Here is a 15,124-nt window from a genome sequence, read left to right as displayed (position 1 = left end):
TTTATGGCTTCCAAAAACGCAAATGATCGATTAGGGAAACTGGCCAAAAAACTTGATAACCTTAAACTTGACCAATCCATCATGATTGGATTTGATGGGTATGTGGATAGCTTGTATGGAGTTATCCACAAAAAATCCGGTGCAGAGAAGCAATTTTTCAAGGACATATCAAGATTTGCAGACCATATCAAAGGCCTTTCCGGAAAAAGTGGACAAGTAGAATTGTCACTCAAAGAGCTCAAAATAGGCGGTAACGCACCCATCATGTCACAAGCCATGGGTGCCCTCGGTTTTCAGGTCCATTGTTTGGGCACTTTGGGTTTTCCGAAGATTTATCCTGTATTCGAGGATTTGCACTCCAATATTCAAGTTCACAGTTTGGAAAATCCCGGACAATCAGATGCATTTGAGTTTCAGGATGGCAAGTTGATATTTTCTGATTGTGGATCTTTTGATGATTTTAATTGGGAAAAAGTCAAGGAAAGAATAGGTCTTGATGACCTAAATAAAATTTATCTTGACAGTCAGTTGGTCGCTGCAGTAGATTGGGTCAATCTTCCACATGCCTCTGATATTTGGCTAGGATTATTTGATGAAATAGTAAAGCCAAATGGATCTCTTGGCAAGAAATTCTTCTTCGACTTGTGCGATCCCTCCAGAAAATCCAATGAGGAGATCAGGGAAGTCCTACAGATTATTTCCAGGTATAGTGAATTTGGAGAAGTGACTCTCGGTCTAAATGAAAACGAAACGAATATCGTCTTTGAGGCTTTGGAAAATCCAGGTAATAAAGATTCTTCAACGGAAGAAAAAGCCGAAGCCATATTTGACAACATGACAATCGCTTGTATGTTGATTCATCCTGTCAACAGGAGTTTTGCAGTAACTCACAAAGGGTTGGTTCAAGTTGAAGGTAAATTAGTCGCAGAACCCAAGATTCTCACAGGAGGCGGAGACAATTTCAATGCAGGTTATGCCTTGGCCTGCTTATTGGATTTGGAAATGGAGGAGAGGCTTTTGCTGGGTATGAGCTGTTCAGGGGCCTATATCCAAAATGGAAAGAGCCCTGATTTAAGCGAATTAAGCCAATATCTGGAATCGTGGATGGAACGCGGATGACGCTGATTGGGCTGATGGTCGCTGATTTTTTTTAAGAATTTTTGGAACAGGATCACGTGAGTATTACTTTAGAAGGAGCGCTTATTATAGCAGAATTAAATCAGTGTAAATCTGCTAAATCTGCGTCATCAGCGTTCTATTTAATAAAGCCTATGAACTACGATAATTTCAAACACAAAGACCTAACCGAAAAAATAATCAAAGCTTTTTATAAGATTTACAATACCCTTGGATTTGGGTTTCTGGAGAAGGTCTATGAGAATGCAATGTTTATAGAATTGAGGAATATGGGTTTGTTTGTAGAAAAGCAAAGAAGGGTGAAGGTGTTTTATGAAGGTAATTTGGTAGGTGATTATTGTGCTGATTTGGCCGTTGAAGAAAAAGTAATAGTTGAATTAAAAGCTGCTGAAGCACTTTGTGAAGACCATTAGTTTCAATTAATCAATTATCTTAAGGCAACTGAGATCGAAGTAGGTCTATTACTCAATTTCGGAAAAAAGCCAGAGTTCAAAAGAAAAATATTTACCAATGAACGATAGAACGCAGATGACGCAGATTAGGCTGATAATCACAGATAAAAATCTGTGTAAATCAGTAAGATCAGCGCCATCAGCGTTCCATTTAATACTTAAATATATCCCCTATGCTTAACCTTGGATTTGTAAGTGCCATTCTTGCCGAAAATTCTTTTGAAGAAGTCATTGACTTTGCTGCCGCCAACCAATTTGAATGTGTAGAAATCATGTGTTGGCCCAAGGGCAAAGCTGAAAGAAGGTACGCAGGCATCACCCACATTGATGTGGATAACTTGGATAAAGGCAAGATTGCCTATATCCAGGAATATGTTGGAAACAGAGGCATTTCTATCTCAGGACTTGGCTATTATCCCAATCCTTTGGATGCCGATCAGGAAAAAAGCGACTACTATTTTGCCCATATCAAAAAGGTCATCCAAGCAGCAAGCAAAATGGGGCTTGGAGTTGTCAACACTTTTATAGGTGCTGACCATACCAAAAGCATTTCAGAAAACCTGAAAACCTTTGCCAAAAAATGGCCTGCCATCATCAAGTTTGCCGAGGATCATAACATCAAAATAGCCATCGAAAACTGCCCCATGTATTTTACTGCCGATGAATGGCCAAGCGGAAAAAACCTGGCGCATACACCTGCCATTTGGGATGAAATGTTTTCCATTATTCCTTCTGACAACTTTGGCTTGAATTACGATCCCTCCCATTTGGTTTGGCAACAGATGGACGAGATTCAACCTATCTACGATTACAAAGACAAACTTTTCCACATCCACCTCAAGGACGCCAAAGTTTATCGCAATAAACTTAACCATGTAGGAACTATGGCCCATCCATTGGAATACCATTCTCCAAAATTGCCAGGATTGGGTGATGTGAATTGGAGGGATTTCTTTTCTGCTTTGACTTCGGTTGGATACAGAGGACCGGTCTGTATTGAAGTAGAAGATAAAGCTTATGAAAAAACGGAAGAAGATAAATTCAAGGCTATTCTGACCAGTAGGAATTATTTAAGGCAGTTTTTGGGGTAGGCTTATTGATTCAGGGAAATGAGTGAAAACACTCACATTGGCGATGTAGTTTTCGGGAAAAGTCAAAGGAAAGTGTAAACCTTGAGAGGTCATCTCGAACCGGGGCCACAACTAGTTGCCTCCTGAATCGATGCTATTTCTTATTGGGAAATGTACCCGAAAAAGAAACACCAACTGAATTTCCAGAGAAAACTTCTCCCTGCTGATCCTTGTAGCTCATGGGTGTATAAGTCAAGGCAACCCATTTGTATCCAAATTCAAATCGAGGGTTAGTCGTACTTGTATAAGATACATCAGGGAAAACGCCATCACCTCTTAATTTAGGATTCAAATGAGTGGTAATACCAACCCCAAACCTGAAGTCATTATTTATTTTCCAAAATGGGGTCAAGTGAACAGGGAACCTCAAAAACATAATGTTTGCATCATCTGCTGCTGTAGGAGTCCACTTTAAACTTATGGCAGAGCGAACCATAAACTGCTTTAAGTTGGCAAATTGCAATTCTCCGCCAAAGCCCAAGTTGATACCTTGGCCAGCCCGCATCGTTTGATCACCACCATTGGTGAAGAATACTTGCAAGATTTCATCACCACCCCAATCAAAACCTACATCAATTAAAAATTTAGCGGTAACTGGTTTCTCAGCGTTTTGTGAGAATACCTGTGTTACACTAAATAATAGGGCAAAAGACAACGTAAGAAATACTTTTTTCATCTGTTTATTTTTTGTTTTTTAAAGGTTGATAGGTTTTGAAAACTTAACTCGATTTTAGGAAATGGGGTACACAAATAATTTTGCAAATCAACATGATGAGAGGGGATGTTGGGTTGCCATTGGTGCTAATAAATTAAGAGGTTAAACTTGAAATTAGCTTACAAAAATCAGGACAAATAGATAAAGAATTTTCTTCATAAATCTCGGATGATTTTATCGAAATCTAGATAGAAATCTAATCATTTTCAATAGCATATTCGTGAATTTTTCGTTAATAAAAGGATTCGAATTTCTCTCAATTAACCAATATTCTCGCTGAACTGATAAATACAATGCAACTCTGACAAGTAGTAATTATTTAAGGCAGTTTTTGGGGTAAGCATATTGACTCATGGAAATAAGTGGAGAGGCTCAAATTGGGGTTAGGATAAGCATCATGAAAGTGAAAAACGTTAAGGATGTGAGTGGAGACACTCACATGGGCGTTGATTAAGTAAGAACTATCTTTTTTTAACATGATATGCTCATTGCTAGGTTTCATTGAAGCTACTTATCTCTAGGATAATCAATTGTTATTTAGGGTATTATAAATTTTATCACTATTTTTAAAAATACCCATTCAAAAAAATGCATTGTTTCAGATATGAATACCATAGTTTCAACTTCCGGTTCAAGATCTCCTCAAAAATTCAGTATCCTCAGGTCGCAATTTCAAAACTGTTACCAGGAATTACGCAGTCTAGCATCCAATAAGTTGAGATATGAGCATCAGGCATATACTCTCGATACATCTGCCTTGGTTCATGAAGTTTATTTGAAAATGGACCAACAAAAAAAGATGATCGAAAATAAGGGGCAATTTATGGCAATTGCTGCGATTGTAATGAGAAGGTATTTGGTGGATTATGCAAGGCAGAAACAAAGAATAAAGCGGGGTGGAAATTATATTCAGCTTACACAAGGAGCCTTAAACCATGTTGTTTTGACAACTCCTGAGCAGGTCATTGAACTAGATGAATCTTTGAAAAGGTTGAAACATTTCAATCCACGGCTTAGTCGTGTAGTTGAATTTCATTTTTTTGGAGGTTACAAGCATGAAGAAATCGCAGAAATGTTGGAGGTATCCATAGACACGGTAAGACGGGATTGGAGATTGGCAAAAGCATGGTTAAGTAAGGAACTAAAAAATTGACCCGATGAGAGCAGGCAATGGAAATTGGGAAAAGCTTGAGGAGCTCTTCCATGAGTTGACCCAACTCACCGAGCCGGAAAAAATATCCCGGCTTGCTGCAATTTCAAAAGAAAGCTTAGGTCTTTTTGAACAATTGAGTACTCTTTTGGAAGCTGATAAAACTTCACATCCGTTGTTTCAGGTAGAATCCGGAGGTATCTTTTCCCTACTGGCAAGTGACCAAGAATTGTTGGGAAGTAGGATTGGAGCTTTTGAATTGAGGGAGATTATCGGACAAGGGGCCATGGGTACAGTCTTTAAAGGACACCGCGCAGATGGTCAATTTGATCAGGTGGTTGCCATTAAATTGATGAAACCCCTGTTGATCAATCCCTCATTTCGTGATTATTTTGAAAGGGAGCGACAGATTTTGGCCAAACTGAATCATCCTAACATTGCCAGACTTTATGACGGTGGATTTACGGATGATGGCCGTCCTTTTTTCACCATGGAATGGGTTTCCGGAAAAAATCTTATTGACTATTGTAAGGATAAAAATTTGGGATTGGATGAGCGTCTAAACTTTTTTGGGCAGGTCTGCCATGCCGTCCGATATGCCCATCAATCTCTGATTGCCCATTTAGATCTTAAACCCCAAAATATCATCATCAATGATGAAGGACAGGTAAAACTATTGGATTTTGGGGTTTCCCGGATGGTCGATGAAGGATTCGAAAAAGAAAGTGGCTTTACCTTGGCCTATGCTGCTCCAGAGCAGATTGAGCGGAACAATCCAAGCACCGTTTCTGATATGTATGCATTGGGTGTGATATTATTTGAATTGTTGAATGGTTATCATCCCTACGAAAAGCTCTTTAAAGATCCTCAGGGTTTGAAGGAGGCAATTATAAAGGGAAATGCAATTTCTTTCAAATTATCGGAGATGTTTGGCAAAGTTCGGTTTTCAAATGACTTAGAACTGATTTGCCGAAAGGCCATGAAAGTCCTTCCCCAGCATCGCTATGCATCAGTAGATGAATTGGACCGTGATTTGAATGATTTTCGGAATGATTATCCCATCACTGCACACGCTAAAGCCTGGACCTATCAAGCTGAAAAATATTTGCGACGGAACAGGACCGTGTTGGCTGTAGTAAATAGTGCTTTTTTCATCCTTTTGGCTATGGGTCTTTATTACACATTTCAGCTTCGGCAGCAAAGGAATATTGCTCAGGCTGAGGCCAAACGTGCCAATCAGATCACCAATTTGATTACTGATGTATTTTCGGCAGCCGATCCTAATATCGGAGGAGCAGATACCATCACAGCAGTTCAACTTTTGGATGAAGGATTGAAAAATCTAGAGAAAAATCTTGGGGATGATCCTGAGATCCTTGCCTCAATGCTTACTAAAATCAGTCCTATTTATCTTAGTTTGGGGCAATATGAAAAAGGAAAATTTATAGCAGAGCAAGCCTACCAAATCAATTCGGAATTATTCTTATATCCGCACCCTCTTCTTGCCGAAAATGAACTATTGATAGGAGATGTCTATTTTTTTTATGGAAAACTGGATTCAGCTGAGTATTTCTCCAAAAAAGGCTTTAGCCAATTACTGGAAACAAATACCAAAGATGAAATGAAACTCGCCAATGCGATGGTTGGGCTTGGCAATATTATTTATGATTTGGGCAGGTATGAAGAGGCAGACTCCATAAATCGGATCATCTATACCATTCATCAAAAGCATCTCACGCCTCCGCACCTTTTATTGGCCAATGACCTTCACATGTTAGGCAGTAATAGAAGGAAAATGGAAGATTACGATGAAGCGGAAAAGTACCTTTTGGCCTCATTGGAGATGAAAAAAAAGCTTTTTGATGAACCACATCTTGAACTGGCATTATCCTATAACCACATAGGTAGTCTTTATCAAAACAAAGGGGATGATGAAGCATCTATTCCTTACATCAGAAAATCACTGGAGCAAAGAGAAGCTATTTTGGGTAAAAATCATGTAGAAACAATGGCCAGTGTTTCCAATCTGGCAAGAGCTTATTCCAATTTGGGAAAATTTGAGGAGGCTTTGCCATTGTATATAGCTTCCTTTTCGACGATTTCATCTTTGTTTGGAGATGAACATTACTACTATTCCTATGTTGCCAACAGTTTAGGGATGACTTATTTTAATCTAGGAAACTTCGCAGAAGCAAAATTCTATCTTTCCAAATCTGTCGAAGTCAACAAAAAGCTTTTTCCTGAAAATGACAAAAGAAATGCCGTCATTATGATGAACCTTGCCAAGGTATTTGTCAGTGAAGAAAACCATTTGGAGGCAATTGATTTTTACGAAAAAGCCCATAGGATTCTTAATTCTGCAGAAAAAAAAGACGATAGATTAATAACCCAGTGCCAACAAGCACTAGGAGAGTGCTCGTTAGCCTTAGGAAATTATTCTACCGCCATAGAATACCTTGAAATGGCATTATTGAATAATCAATCCTCTGATGAGGTTTCTCAGGAAACCATTTCCAAAATCAATAGTTCTTTGGAAAAAGCATATTTAGCTACAAATAATTGAGAATTCAAGGACTAGATTTGATCAACATAGAATTTTTAATTTTTTCCGCCATCACTTTTAACAAGGTGTTGTTTTAAAAGTCACAGATGTAAAATTCGAATTAGTTTCATAGCAGGCTTTGGTAGGTCTGTTCCAATTTCTTTCAGCAAGAAATTTCCAGCTGAAACCATCAAGTACTTCCACGGTCAATTTGATATCAAAGGATCCTGCCGGAACAGTTCTGGTCACTTTATTCTGTAAATTAATATTACCGCTATTAATGGTCCTGTTGTAAGTAATCCCATCTGTTTGCTGTTTATAGGAAATTCTGTACCTTATTGTAGGACCAATAATTGCTGCATTCCTATTGATAACTGATATCTCTCTAGCGGGATGTTGATTTTGGGTACAGGTTTCTATTTGGTAATCGGTGGTATATCCTAATTTTGCAAAACTATTGTCTTTAAGAAACCTGACTGTATAAGCGATTGGTACCCCGGGATTACTTTTGCTAAAAACTGCGTTTTCACCTTTTATAATTGATTCAAGATCACCAAAATTGGTAGCGGAAACAATTTCACTGGCTACTTCTGCATTCCCTCCTATCGCCAAACTTGTTATATTGGATGTATTGAGAATATTCTTATACTTACTTTCCAGAGTACCTGAAGCATTTTTCAATCCAGTAGCATAATTGAAGGCCCCTTCAATTTCCAAATCAGAAGCCATGGTTGTTGTAACCATCCTAAACATAATGATTCTACCATAAGCAACAGAGTGAACATAGGCAGGCGGAGCTTGGGGGCCAAATGTGGATTCCACCTGGGAAAGTGAAACTTTGCTACCGAAAAAATCTGAAGGCTTACTCGGCACATCCAATGAAACGGTATAAAAAACCTGCTTGAATACCATCATTGCCACTTTTTGGGTTTTGGTAGTTTCGTATTTCAGTTGGGATTCAACATTTCCGGCTGCCCAACTGACATTCAATCCTACATCCATACTCAATTGTTGGTAGGAATAGGAAGTTGAAATGGACGTGGAGGAATTGGCAGCATTGATATATCCTTCTTGCGCGGCATTTTGATGCCACCAGTTTAGTGCATCATCCAATTGTGTCTGAACATTGGAATTGTCAGGTTTTTCCACTTTGATTGTACCTTTCGCTCCCATACCAGGAAGATCCAATCTCATGGAAACAGGGGCCCTATCTAAATTGACAGGAGTCGGTAAACCTCCCATCATACTTTTATCTCCAACAACCAGGGATCCTGGATATACAATCCCGTTAGTAGGTCGAAGCACGGCTATTTCTTCAAAATTATTCTTCAGATTGTACCTCTCCGTGGTACATACAATAGTCCCTCCACTTACTCCTGAGGAGTTAGTACTTTCGCCCACTTTTGTTCTTAAGCTTGATGAATTACCGGTGTTTTGGACATTTAGTAACTCATTTGGATTATAGCTTAAAGTGGAAATCAAGTCGTTGATCTCCGGGGCATCCGGAGAAAAAATTGATGGTTCCTCTATTTCCTGACAGGAAAATGCAAGGGCTCCTATTAGAGCAAAAATAAATTTAAATTTGAATAAATTTTTCATGGCGTATAGATTAATGGTTATAATCGGTACGCGCCATTTATTCCCAAAAGTGTTAATGAAGTTGAAAAAATAATTCAATTATTTTACATCTGTTACCGAGTATTCAAATCAAACCAATCTAATACTTCCACTTATTTGCCAAAGCTACCAAACTCAACATTACTGGAACTTCCACCAAAACGCCAACTACTGTAACAAGCGCAGCAGGACTTTCGAGCCCAAATAGTGCAATCGCCACCGCTACCGCCAACTCAAAGAAATTACTCGCTCCAATCATGGCTGCAGGAGCGCAGATAGGATGTTCCAATTTGATTTTCCGGCCTCCAAACCATGCCAAAAAGAAAATAAAATAGGTTTGTATAATAAGGGGAATGGCAATCAATACAATAATCAGGGGGTTGTTCAGGATATTGGGTCCTTGGAAGGCAAACAACAATACCAAAGTCAGCAATAAGGCGATCATACTGACAGGTTTGAATTTGGGGAGAAATTCGGTCTTGAACCAGGCTTCTCCTTTTTGTCGGATCATGGTTTTATTGGTAATCACCCCTGCCACCAAAGGAATTACAACAAAAATTACAACTGAAGAAACCAAAGTTTCATAGGGAATGATTACATCTGTTATCCCTAATAATAACCCCACTAATGGTACGAAAGCTACTAAGATAATCAGATCATTGACTGAAACCTGTACCAAAGTATAGTTCGGATCCCCATCTGTCAGGTAAGACCAAACAAACACCATCGCCGTACAAGGTGCTACCCCTAAAAGAATTGCCCCGGCGATATATTCACCGGCCATATCAGGATCTATATAAGCAGAATAAAGTTTATCAAAAAAGATCCAAGCAAAGAATGCCATGGTAAATGGCTTGATCATCCAATTGATGATGACTGTCCAAATCACTCCTTTGGGCGCTTTCCCGATATTTTTGACCGAACTAAAGTCAATCTGCAGCATCATGGGATAGATCATCAGCCAGATCAAAATGGCAATGGGGATATTGACTTTATAAATCTCCATACTGGCCAAAAAGGCCATACTATCACCCGCCAAATGTCCAATCAAAACCCCTCCTGCAATACACAGGCCCACCCATAAAGTCAGGTATCTTTCGAAAAAGGCAATTTGTTTCTTTTCTGCCATTTTTTAAATGTATAGAATTAGTTATAGAAGTTAAATTGTAACATGGTGGATATACATCGAAATACACTTGAAATAAATAGAAATATTAAATCTTATCTTGAAGCAGCACGGATTTGTTAATCCCAAGATTGATTTCAGGAAAGACATATCACTGACCAAAATTATTTCAACCTTATTTCAATAATATTTCAATGTATTTCCTACTTGGTACATGGTACATCGTACTTTGTACATTGACTAACAGCATCCCGATCCGGGTTCACAACTTTCAGCAGCCTGAAGGGAGGCTAAGGATACCCTGATCTTTGGTTTTTCGCTTACCGGTCCACAGCATGCTGCCGCTTTTTCCTCAGGAGTAGTAGCACGGTCCTTGGCTTTGCAGGTCGTTTGATCTGAAACCAATTGTACAATAAGGGCATTGCCGGTGTCTTTAATTTGGTGAACAGGTAAAACTGCGGTTGGAAAAAGGGAATTGCCGTATTCAAATTTGATGACTGAATCTGGATAAGTTTCCCTGACACGGTTGACGACATCAAAGATTTTCATGGCTTTGGAAGTATCCACGGCATGGTCCGGTTCAGGAATTTCATTTTCCCACAGTTGCACATGCACTTCTGACCATTGGTTGCGGATACCTCCACAGTCCACCGTATCAAAATTGACGTTTTTGATCTCAGTGATGTGGTAATCGGTCCTTACATATTGACCTGTCTGGTATTCAAAGAAAAGTGCCTTTTCCGGGTTTTCTTGAAGGATTTTGGTGAATTCGGTTGTTTTCATTTTTTATAGATTTTAGACGCTAGACACAAGACGCTAGACTGCTCTAATCTTAGATTAAGACAAATCTGAATAAGTGAAATTATGCAGGAATTCTCTTTTTAATTTCATTTCATTTTTAAAGACATAAACCTTAAAACGACAAGTATCCAAGTCTTGAATCTTGTGTCTAATGTCTTGCGTCTCAACCTAGCAGCAGCCTGATATTTTTGGAAAGCCGCTGAATAATTCCTGAAATAGATTTTGAATCTCTGCCCAGCGGATAGGATCTATGCAGTAATTGACTGAAACACCTTCGATACTTCCCTTGATAATTCCGATTTCTTTTAGTTCACGTAGATGCTGGGAAATGGTAGCCTGCGCCAAACCCAGTTCCTGTACCAAATCTCCATTAATGCAGGAATTGGATTGTATCAGGAATTCCAGAATGGCTACACGTGCCGGATGGGCAAAAACCTTGGCCACTTTGGCCAGTTCATTTTGCTTTTCGGTAAAGAGGTCTGTTTTGGTAACACCCATTTTTTAGACAGTTAGAGATTAGAAGCGAGAATCTAGATATTTGATCTTAGAAATAAGGGTTGAAATATACTTCGAGAAATATGGTGGAAATATAAATACATCGCAATATTACGATAAATATTTTTTGATACAAAAATGTTTTGAATTTTTTCTAAATTGAAACCATGAAAATTTTGATCGATCTCTGGAAAGAAGGCCGCACGCGATTTACCAATCAATTGTCCAAAATCAAACCTGAAGACCTCACCAAGAATTTAGGAGATTCTCCAAATTCTGCTGGATTCCTGATCCGGCATATTGCTGAAGTAGAGTTGCTATTTGCCAAAAATGTCTTTGGAAACATGGATGTCAAAGTGGATGCCCAAACCTTAAAGGCCGGAAAAGATACTGGGGAATGGACGGATTTAGAGTCATTGAAATCTATCGTTGATGAAGCTGGAATACAATTGGAAAAAGCCATCGAAAGTCAAAAAGATTGGAAAGCTGTCATCGAAACCAAGGAATTTGGAAAAAAAACAAAAGCTGAAGCCCTAGGGCGAATTACGACCCATACGGCTTATCATGCTGGGCAGTTGGCGATTGTGGTGAAGTATGGGGCCAAATAAATTACTTAAAATCTCTCAAAAATTTAATGTCTTAATTCCAGTGGGTTAATCCTGATTTTGAGTGATTCTATCATTCATGCGCTTACAATTTAATTTTAACAAAACTGTAAATAGGGAATATGTGAGTCAAGTCACCTTATTAGTCTTGCCGAAGAATTATTTTTAACTTTAATTGAATCACGTACATCCCAGCACTTATGACTTCAATGTTTGTTCAAAAAAGATTTTGATGAGAGCATTTCAATAAGAGAATAAAAAAAATAATCATGGATGTAGAAATTTTATCCCGTATTCAATTTGCCTTTACTATCGCCTTTCATTATATCTACCCGCCCTTGAGTATTGGCATAGGACTGTTGATGGTGGTTTTTGAAAGTATCTATATTCGGACGAAGAAGAAAGAATATGAAGTGCTGGCCAAGTTTTGGACCAAAATTTTTGCCATTACCTTTGGCATAGGTGTGGTCACAGGGATTGTGATGGAATTTGAATTTGGAACCAATTGGGCTACGTATTCGCGATATGTGGGGGATATTTTTGGGAGCGCACTGGCGGCAGAAGGTATTTTTGCTTTTGCTTTGGAGAGTAGTGCACTTGGTATTTTATTATTCGGGTGGAATCGTGTAAAACCTTGGGTACACCTTGTAGCGACTTGGGCGGTGTTTTTGGGATCCATGTTTTCTGCGGTTTGGATCGTAGTGGCCAATTCTTGGCAACAAACTCCTGCAGGGTACCATATTGTAGGTGAAGGAATGCAGGCCAGAGCGGAAATTGTGGATTTTTGGGCGATGGTCTTTAACCCATCTTCTGTCGACCGTATTACACATGTTTGGCTAGGCGCATTCTTAGCGGGAGCATTCCTAATCTTAAGCGTACATGCCTATTACATCCTTAGGGGTAGATTTGTTGTAATGTCCAAAAAAGCATTTAAAATCACATTGGTGGTAGCCGCTGTAAGCTCTTTGGCTCAATTGTTTACAGGTCATAATTCAGCCGAGGGTGTTGCTGTGAATCAGCCTGCTAAACTGGCGGCCATGGAAGGGCATTTTGAGGCAGAAGCTCCTGCTGACCTTTATTTATTCGGATGGGTTGACAAGGAAAATCAAACAGTAACGGGACTAAAGCTTTCAGGCGGTCTATCATTTATGCTGCATCAGGATTTTAAAACGCCTGTTACGGGACTCAATGCTTTTCCTGAAGAAGACCAGCCCTCCCAGATCAATGCCGTTTTTCAATTTTACCATCTCATGGTTGCTATAGGGATGTTTTTGATTGCTTTGAGTCTATTTGGATTATTGCAATGGAAACGGGGCAAACTATTTGACAACAAATGGCTATTGTGGGTATTCGTATTTACGGCTATATTACCTCAGTTAGCCAACCAATTTGGTTGGTTTGCTGCGGAAATGGGGCGACAGCCCTGGGTAGTATATGGTTTATTGAGAACTTCAGATGCCCTGTCAAAAAGCGTCCAAGCCAATCAGGTTTTGTTCTCGCTGATCTTGTTTTTTATCGTTTATACGGTACTTCTATTGCTCTTTATCTATTTGATGAATAAAGCAATAAAAAAAGGACCATCAAGTGATACAGACTTTGATGGTGGCAGTTTGAATAAAGAAATTGCAAACTTAATTTCAAAATAACAAGAAGCTATGGAGACTTTATTTGGATTAGATTACCCCACATGGTGGTTTTTGGTAGTTGGAGGGCTTTTTTCAGGTTATGCCATTTTGGATGGCTTTGATTTTGGGGCAGGAGCCTGGCATATGTTTTTCAAAAAAGACAGTAGCCGGGAAGTTGCTTTAAAAGCCATAGATCCTACCTGGCATGGAAACGAGGTTTGGCTGGTCATTGGTGGCGGAACTTTGTTTGCAGGTTTTCCTGTGTTCTACGGAACCTTATTTTCAGCTATGTATACTCCCTTTATACTTTTCCTATTATTTATAATTTTCAGAGGTATCTCTATCAAATTCAGGAATATGGAAGATATGCCGTGGTGGAGAAAAATGTGGGATTGGAGTTATTCGATCTCTAGTATCATGTTGGCTTTCCTGCTAGGTGTTGTCTTAGGGAATATCCTGAACGGCATGCCATTGGATGAAAATTTCGAATATATTGGAGGCGGATTCTTCGAGTTTCTAAACCCCTTTTCCATACTCGTAGGGGTGACCAGTCTTGCGCTGTTTATGATGCATGGAGCCATATATTTACTTTTGAAGACAGAAGGAAAACTATACAATAGGGTCCAGGTTTTTCTTAAGATGGGTATGGCATTTTTTATTATTTCCTATATAATTACCACAGCATATGGTTTATTTAACCTAGATCATCTATTGGTAGTATTCAAAGAAAATCAAATCCTTTTTGTCATCCCATTTCTTGTATTCTTGAGTATCGCCAATGTACCCAGACTTGCAAGTAAGGAAAAGTACGGTTGGGCTTTTATATTTACCAGTCTGACTATTGCATTACTCTTGGTCATCGTTGCTTTCGAGCTTTACCCAAGATTATTGTGGTCTAATGATGTCCAGGAAAACAGCATCACCATATACAATGCGGCAGCTTCTACCAAGACACTTAAGATAATGATGGGATTTGCAGCTGTAGGCGGACCATTGGTATTACTGTACAGCTATTTTGTTTACAGAACCTTTTGGGGAAAGGTAGATTCGAATGCAGAAGGATATTGAATTTTATTTTTTTGCAACTTTGTTTCATATTAACAATCTTTGCAGCTGATTAAAAAGTATAACCTTGATAAAATAGTTTAAACCCTTCATCCAAATCTTCGTTTGTAAATAGAATTTTTCAAACAAGTTTCAAGATAATTGGTTACTCTTCTTTAAACCTTTAGAATTGAAAAGTAATATATCAAATATTCGAAAAGTAGGTTTTGGCATATTCATGCTGATCTATTTTTTGTCGCTTTTCAACAATATTCTTTTTGTCCATTCCCATTGGTATGAGGGCAATCTTGTAGCGCTTCATGCCCACCCTTATAGTTTAGACTTTGGTAAAGAGGGTAATAAAAAGAAGGATACCCATTCCAATAAAGAATATGAGCTCTATGATCTGATATACAATGCACCGATTCTGGGATTGGAATTTTTTGACTTTGAAATACGCCCTTTTTCCAATGAATTAAATACAACTTTTTCAATAGTTTTAACTTCTTACGAAAGGAAAAATAAACCCTTCCATGATGTAAGGGGACCTCCGGTTTTGGTCTGATCTTTTTAATAAGGCAATAAAAAAAACAAGTAAATCCTATTGCTTTTAAAGCAAAGTCATCTTCCATGATTTTAGCTATTAGTTATTCCAACCTATCAATGTCTTGGAGTAATCTTTCAA

General features: G+C 38.7%; 13 protein-coding genes and 1 pseudogene. 9 read left to right on the top strand and 5 right to left on the bottom strand.

Features of this window, described 5'->3' with window-relative positions:
* Positions 1–3 precede the first annotated feature (3 nt).
* The 3 genes and pseudogenes from HMJ38_RS06240 to HMJ38_RS06230 all read left to right on the top strand — a co-directional run bounded on the left by HMJ38_RS06240 (position 4) and on the right by HMJ38_RS06230 (position 2,680).
* On the top strand, positions 4–1,119 hold the full coding sequence (locus tag HMJ38_RS06240; protein WP_194973515.1) for a carbohydrate kinase family protein: 1,116 nt from the start codon (positions 4–6) through the stop codon (positions 1,117–1,119).
* A gap of 152 nt (positions 1,120–1,271) precedes the next feature.
* Positions 1,272–1,658 (top strand): annotated as a pseudogene (locus HMJ38_RS06235) (GxxExxY protein).
* Between the two features lie 104 nt (positions 1,659–1,762).
* A complete protein-coding gene (locus HMJ38_RS06230; protein WP_194973514.1) occupies positions 1,763–2,680 on the top strand; it encodes a sugar phosphate isomerase/epimerase family protein in 918 nt (305 codons plus the stop codon).
* A gap of 133 nt (positions 2,681–2,813) precedes the next feature.
* Here HMJ38_RS06230 and HMJ38_RS06225 read toward each other — a convergent pair whose 3' ends face one another.
* Entirely contained in the window at positions 2,814–3,395 is a 582-nt protein-coding gene (locus HMJ38_RS06225; protein WP_194973513.1) for a hypothetical protein, read from the bottom strand.
* Positions 3,396–4,038: 643 nt separating this feature from the next.
* On the opposite strand from HMJ38_RS06225, the gene HMJ38_RS06220 reads away from it, so the two are divergent.
* Together HMJ38_RS06220 and HMJ38_RS06215 are read left to right on the top strand one after the other, a co-directional pair.
* Complete coding sequence (locus HMJ38_RS06220; protein WP_194973512.1) at positions 4,039–4,587, top strand: ECF-type sigma factor; 549 nt, start codon at positions 4,039–4,041, stop codon at positions 4,585–4,587.
* A 4-nt stretch (positions 4,588–4,591) separates the two neighbouring features.
* Positions 4,592–7,147 carry a serine/threonine-protein kinase gene (locus tag HMJ38_RS06215; protein ID WP_194973511.1) on the top strand — a complete coding sequence of 852 codons (2,556 nt, stop codon included), beginning with the start codon at positions 4,592–4,594 and terminating at the stop codon, positions 7,145–7,147.
* A gap of 57 nt (positions 7,148–7,204) precedes the next feature.
* Here the strand turns inward: HMJ38_RS06215 and HMJ38_RS06210 are convergent, their stop codons facing one another.
* The 4 genes from HMJ38_RS06210 to HMJ38_RS06195 all read right to left on the bottom strand — a co-directional run bounded on the left by HMJ38_RS06210 (position 7,205) and on the right by HMJ38_RS06195 (position 11,168).
* Positions 7,205–8,725, bottom strand: a complete 1,521-nt coding sequence (locus HMJ38_RS06210; protein ID WP_194973510.1) for a thiol-activated cytolysin family protein — start codon at positions 8,723–8,725, stop codon at positions 7,205–7,207.
* Between the two features lie 118 nt (positions 8,726–8,843).
* Positions 8,844–9,872, bottom strand: coding sequence for an ACR3 family arsenite efflux transporter (arsB, locus tag HMJ38_RS06205; protein WP_194973509.1), 1,029 nt, complete (start codon positions 9,870–9,872; stop codon positions 8,844–8,846).
* A 237-nt stretch (positions 9,873–10,109) separates the two neighbouring features.
* Positions 10,110–10,652, bottom strand: coding sequence for a DUF6428 family protein (locus HMJ38_RS06200; RefSeq protein WP_194973508.1), 543 nt, complete (start codon positions 10,650–10,652; stop codon positions 10,110–10,112).
* A gap of 186 nt (positions 10,653–10,838) precedes the next feature.
* Positions 10,839–11,168: an ArsR/SmtB family transcription factor gene (locus tag HMJ38_RS06195; protein WP_194973507.1), complete on the bottom strand. Its 330-nt coding sequence runs from the start codon at positions 11,166–11,168 to the stop codon at positions 10,839–10,841.
* Positions 11,169–11,332: 164 nt separating this feature from the next.
* Here HMJ38_RS06195 and HMJ38_RS06190 point away from each other — a divergent pair, with 164 nt between their 5' ends.
* The 4 genes from HMJ38_RS06190 (at position 11,333) to HMJ38_RS06175 (ending at position 15,004) form a co-directional block, all read left to right on the top strand.
* A complete protein-coding gene (locus HMJ38_RS06190) occupies positions 11,333–11,773 on the top strand; it encodes a DinB family protein (RefSeq protein WP_194973506.1) in 441 nt (146 codons plus the stop codon).
* 266 nt (positions 11,774–12,039) lie between these two features.
* Positions 12,040–13,416 carry a cytochrome ubiquinol oxidase subunit I gene (locus HMJ38_RS06185; RefSeq protein WP_194973505.1) on the top strand — a complete coding sequence of 459 codons (1,377 nt, stop codon included), beginning with the start codon at positions 12,040–12,042 and terminating at the stop codon, positions 13,414–13,416.
* Positions 13,417–13,425: 9 nt separating this feature from the next.
* Positions 13,426–14,463, top strand: a complete 1,038-nt coding sequence (cydB, locus tag HMJ38_RS06180; protein ID WP_194973504.1) for a cytochrome d ubiquinol oxidase subunit II — start codon at positions 13,426–13,428, stop codon at positions 14,461–14,463.
* Positions 14,464–14,629: 166 nt separating this feature from the next.
* Positions 14,630–15,004, top strand: coding sequence for a hypothetical protein (locus HMJ38_RS06175; protein ID WP_194973503.1), 375 nt, complete (start codon positions 14,630–14,632; stop codon positions 15,002–15,004).
* Positions 15,005–15,124: the final 120 nt, after the last annotated feature.

It is taken from the genome of Aquiflexum lacus (assembly GCF_015476655.1).
GTDB classification, from domain to species: Bacteria; Bacteroidota; Bacteroidia; order Cytophagales; family Cyclobacteriaceae; genus Aquiflexum; species Aquiflexum lacus.
The sequence above is the reverse complement of the archived record's forward strand: the minus strand, read 5'-3'. Positions and strand labels throughout refer to the sequence as shown.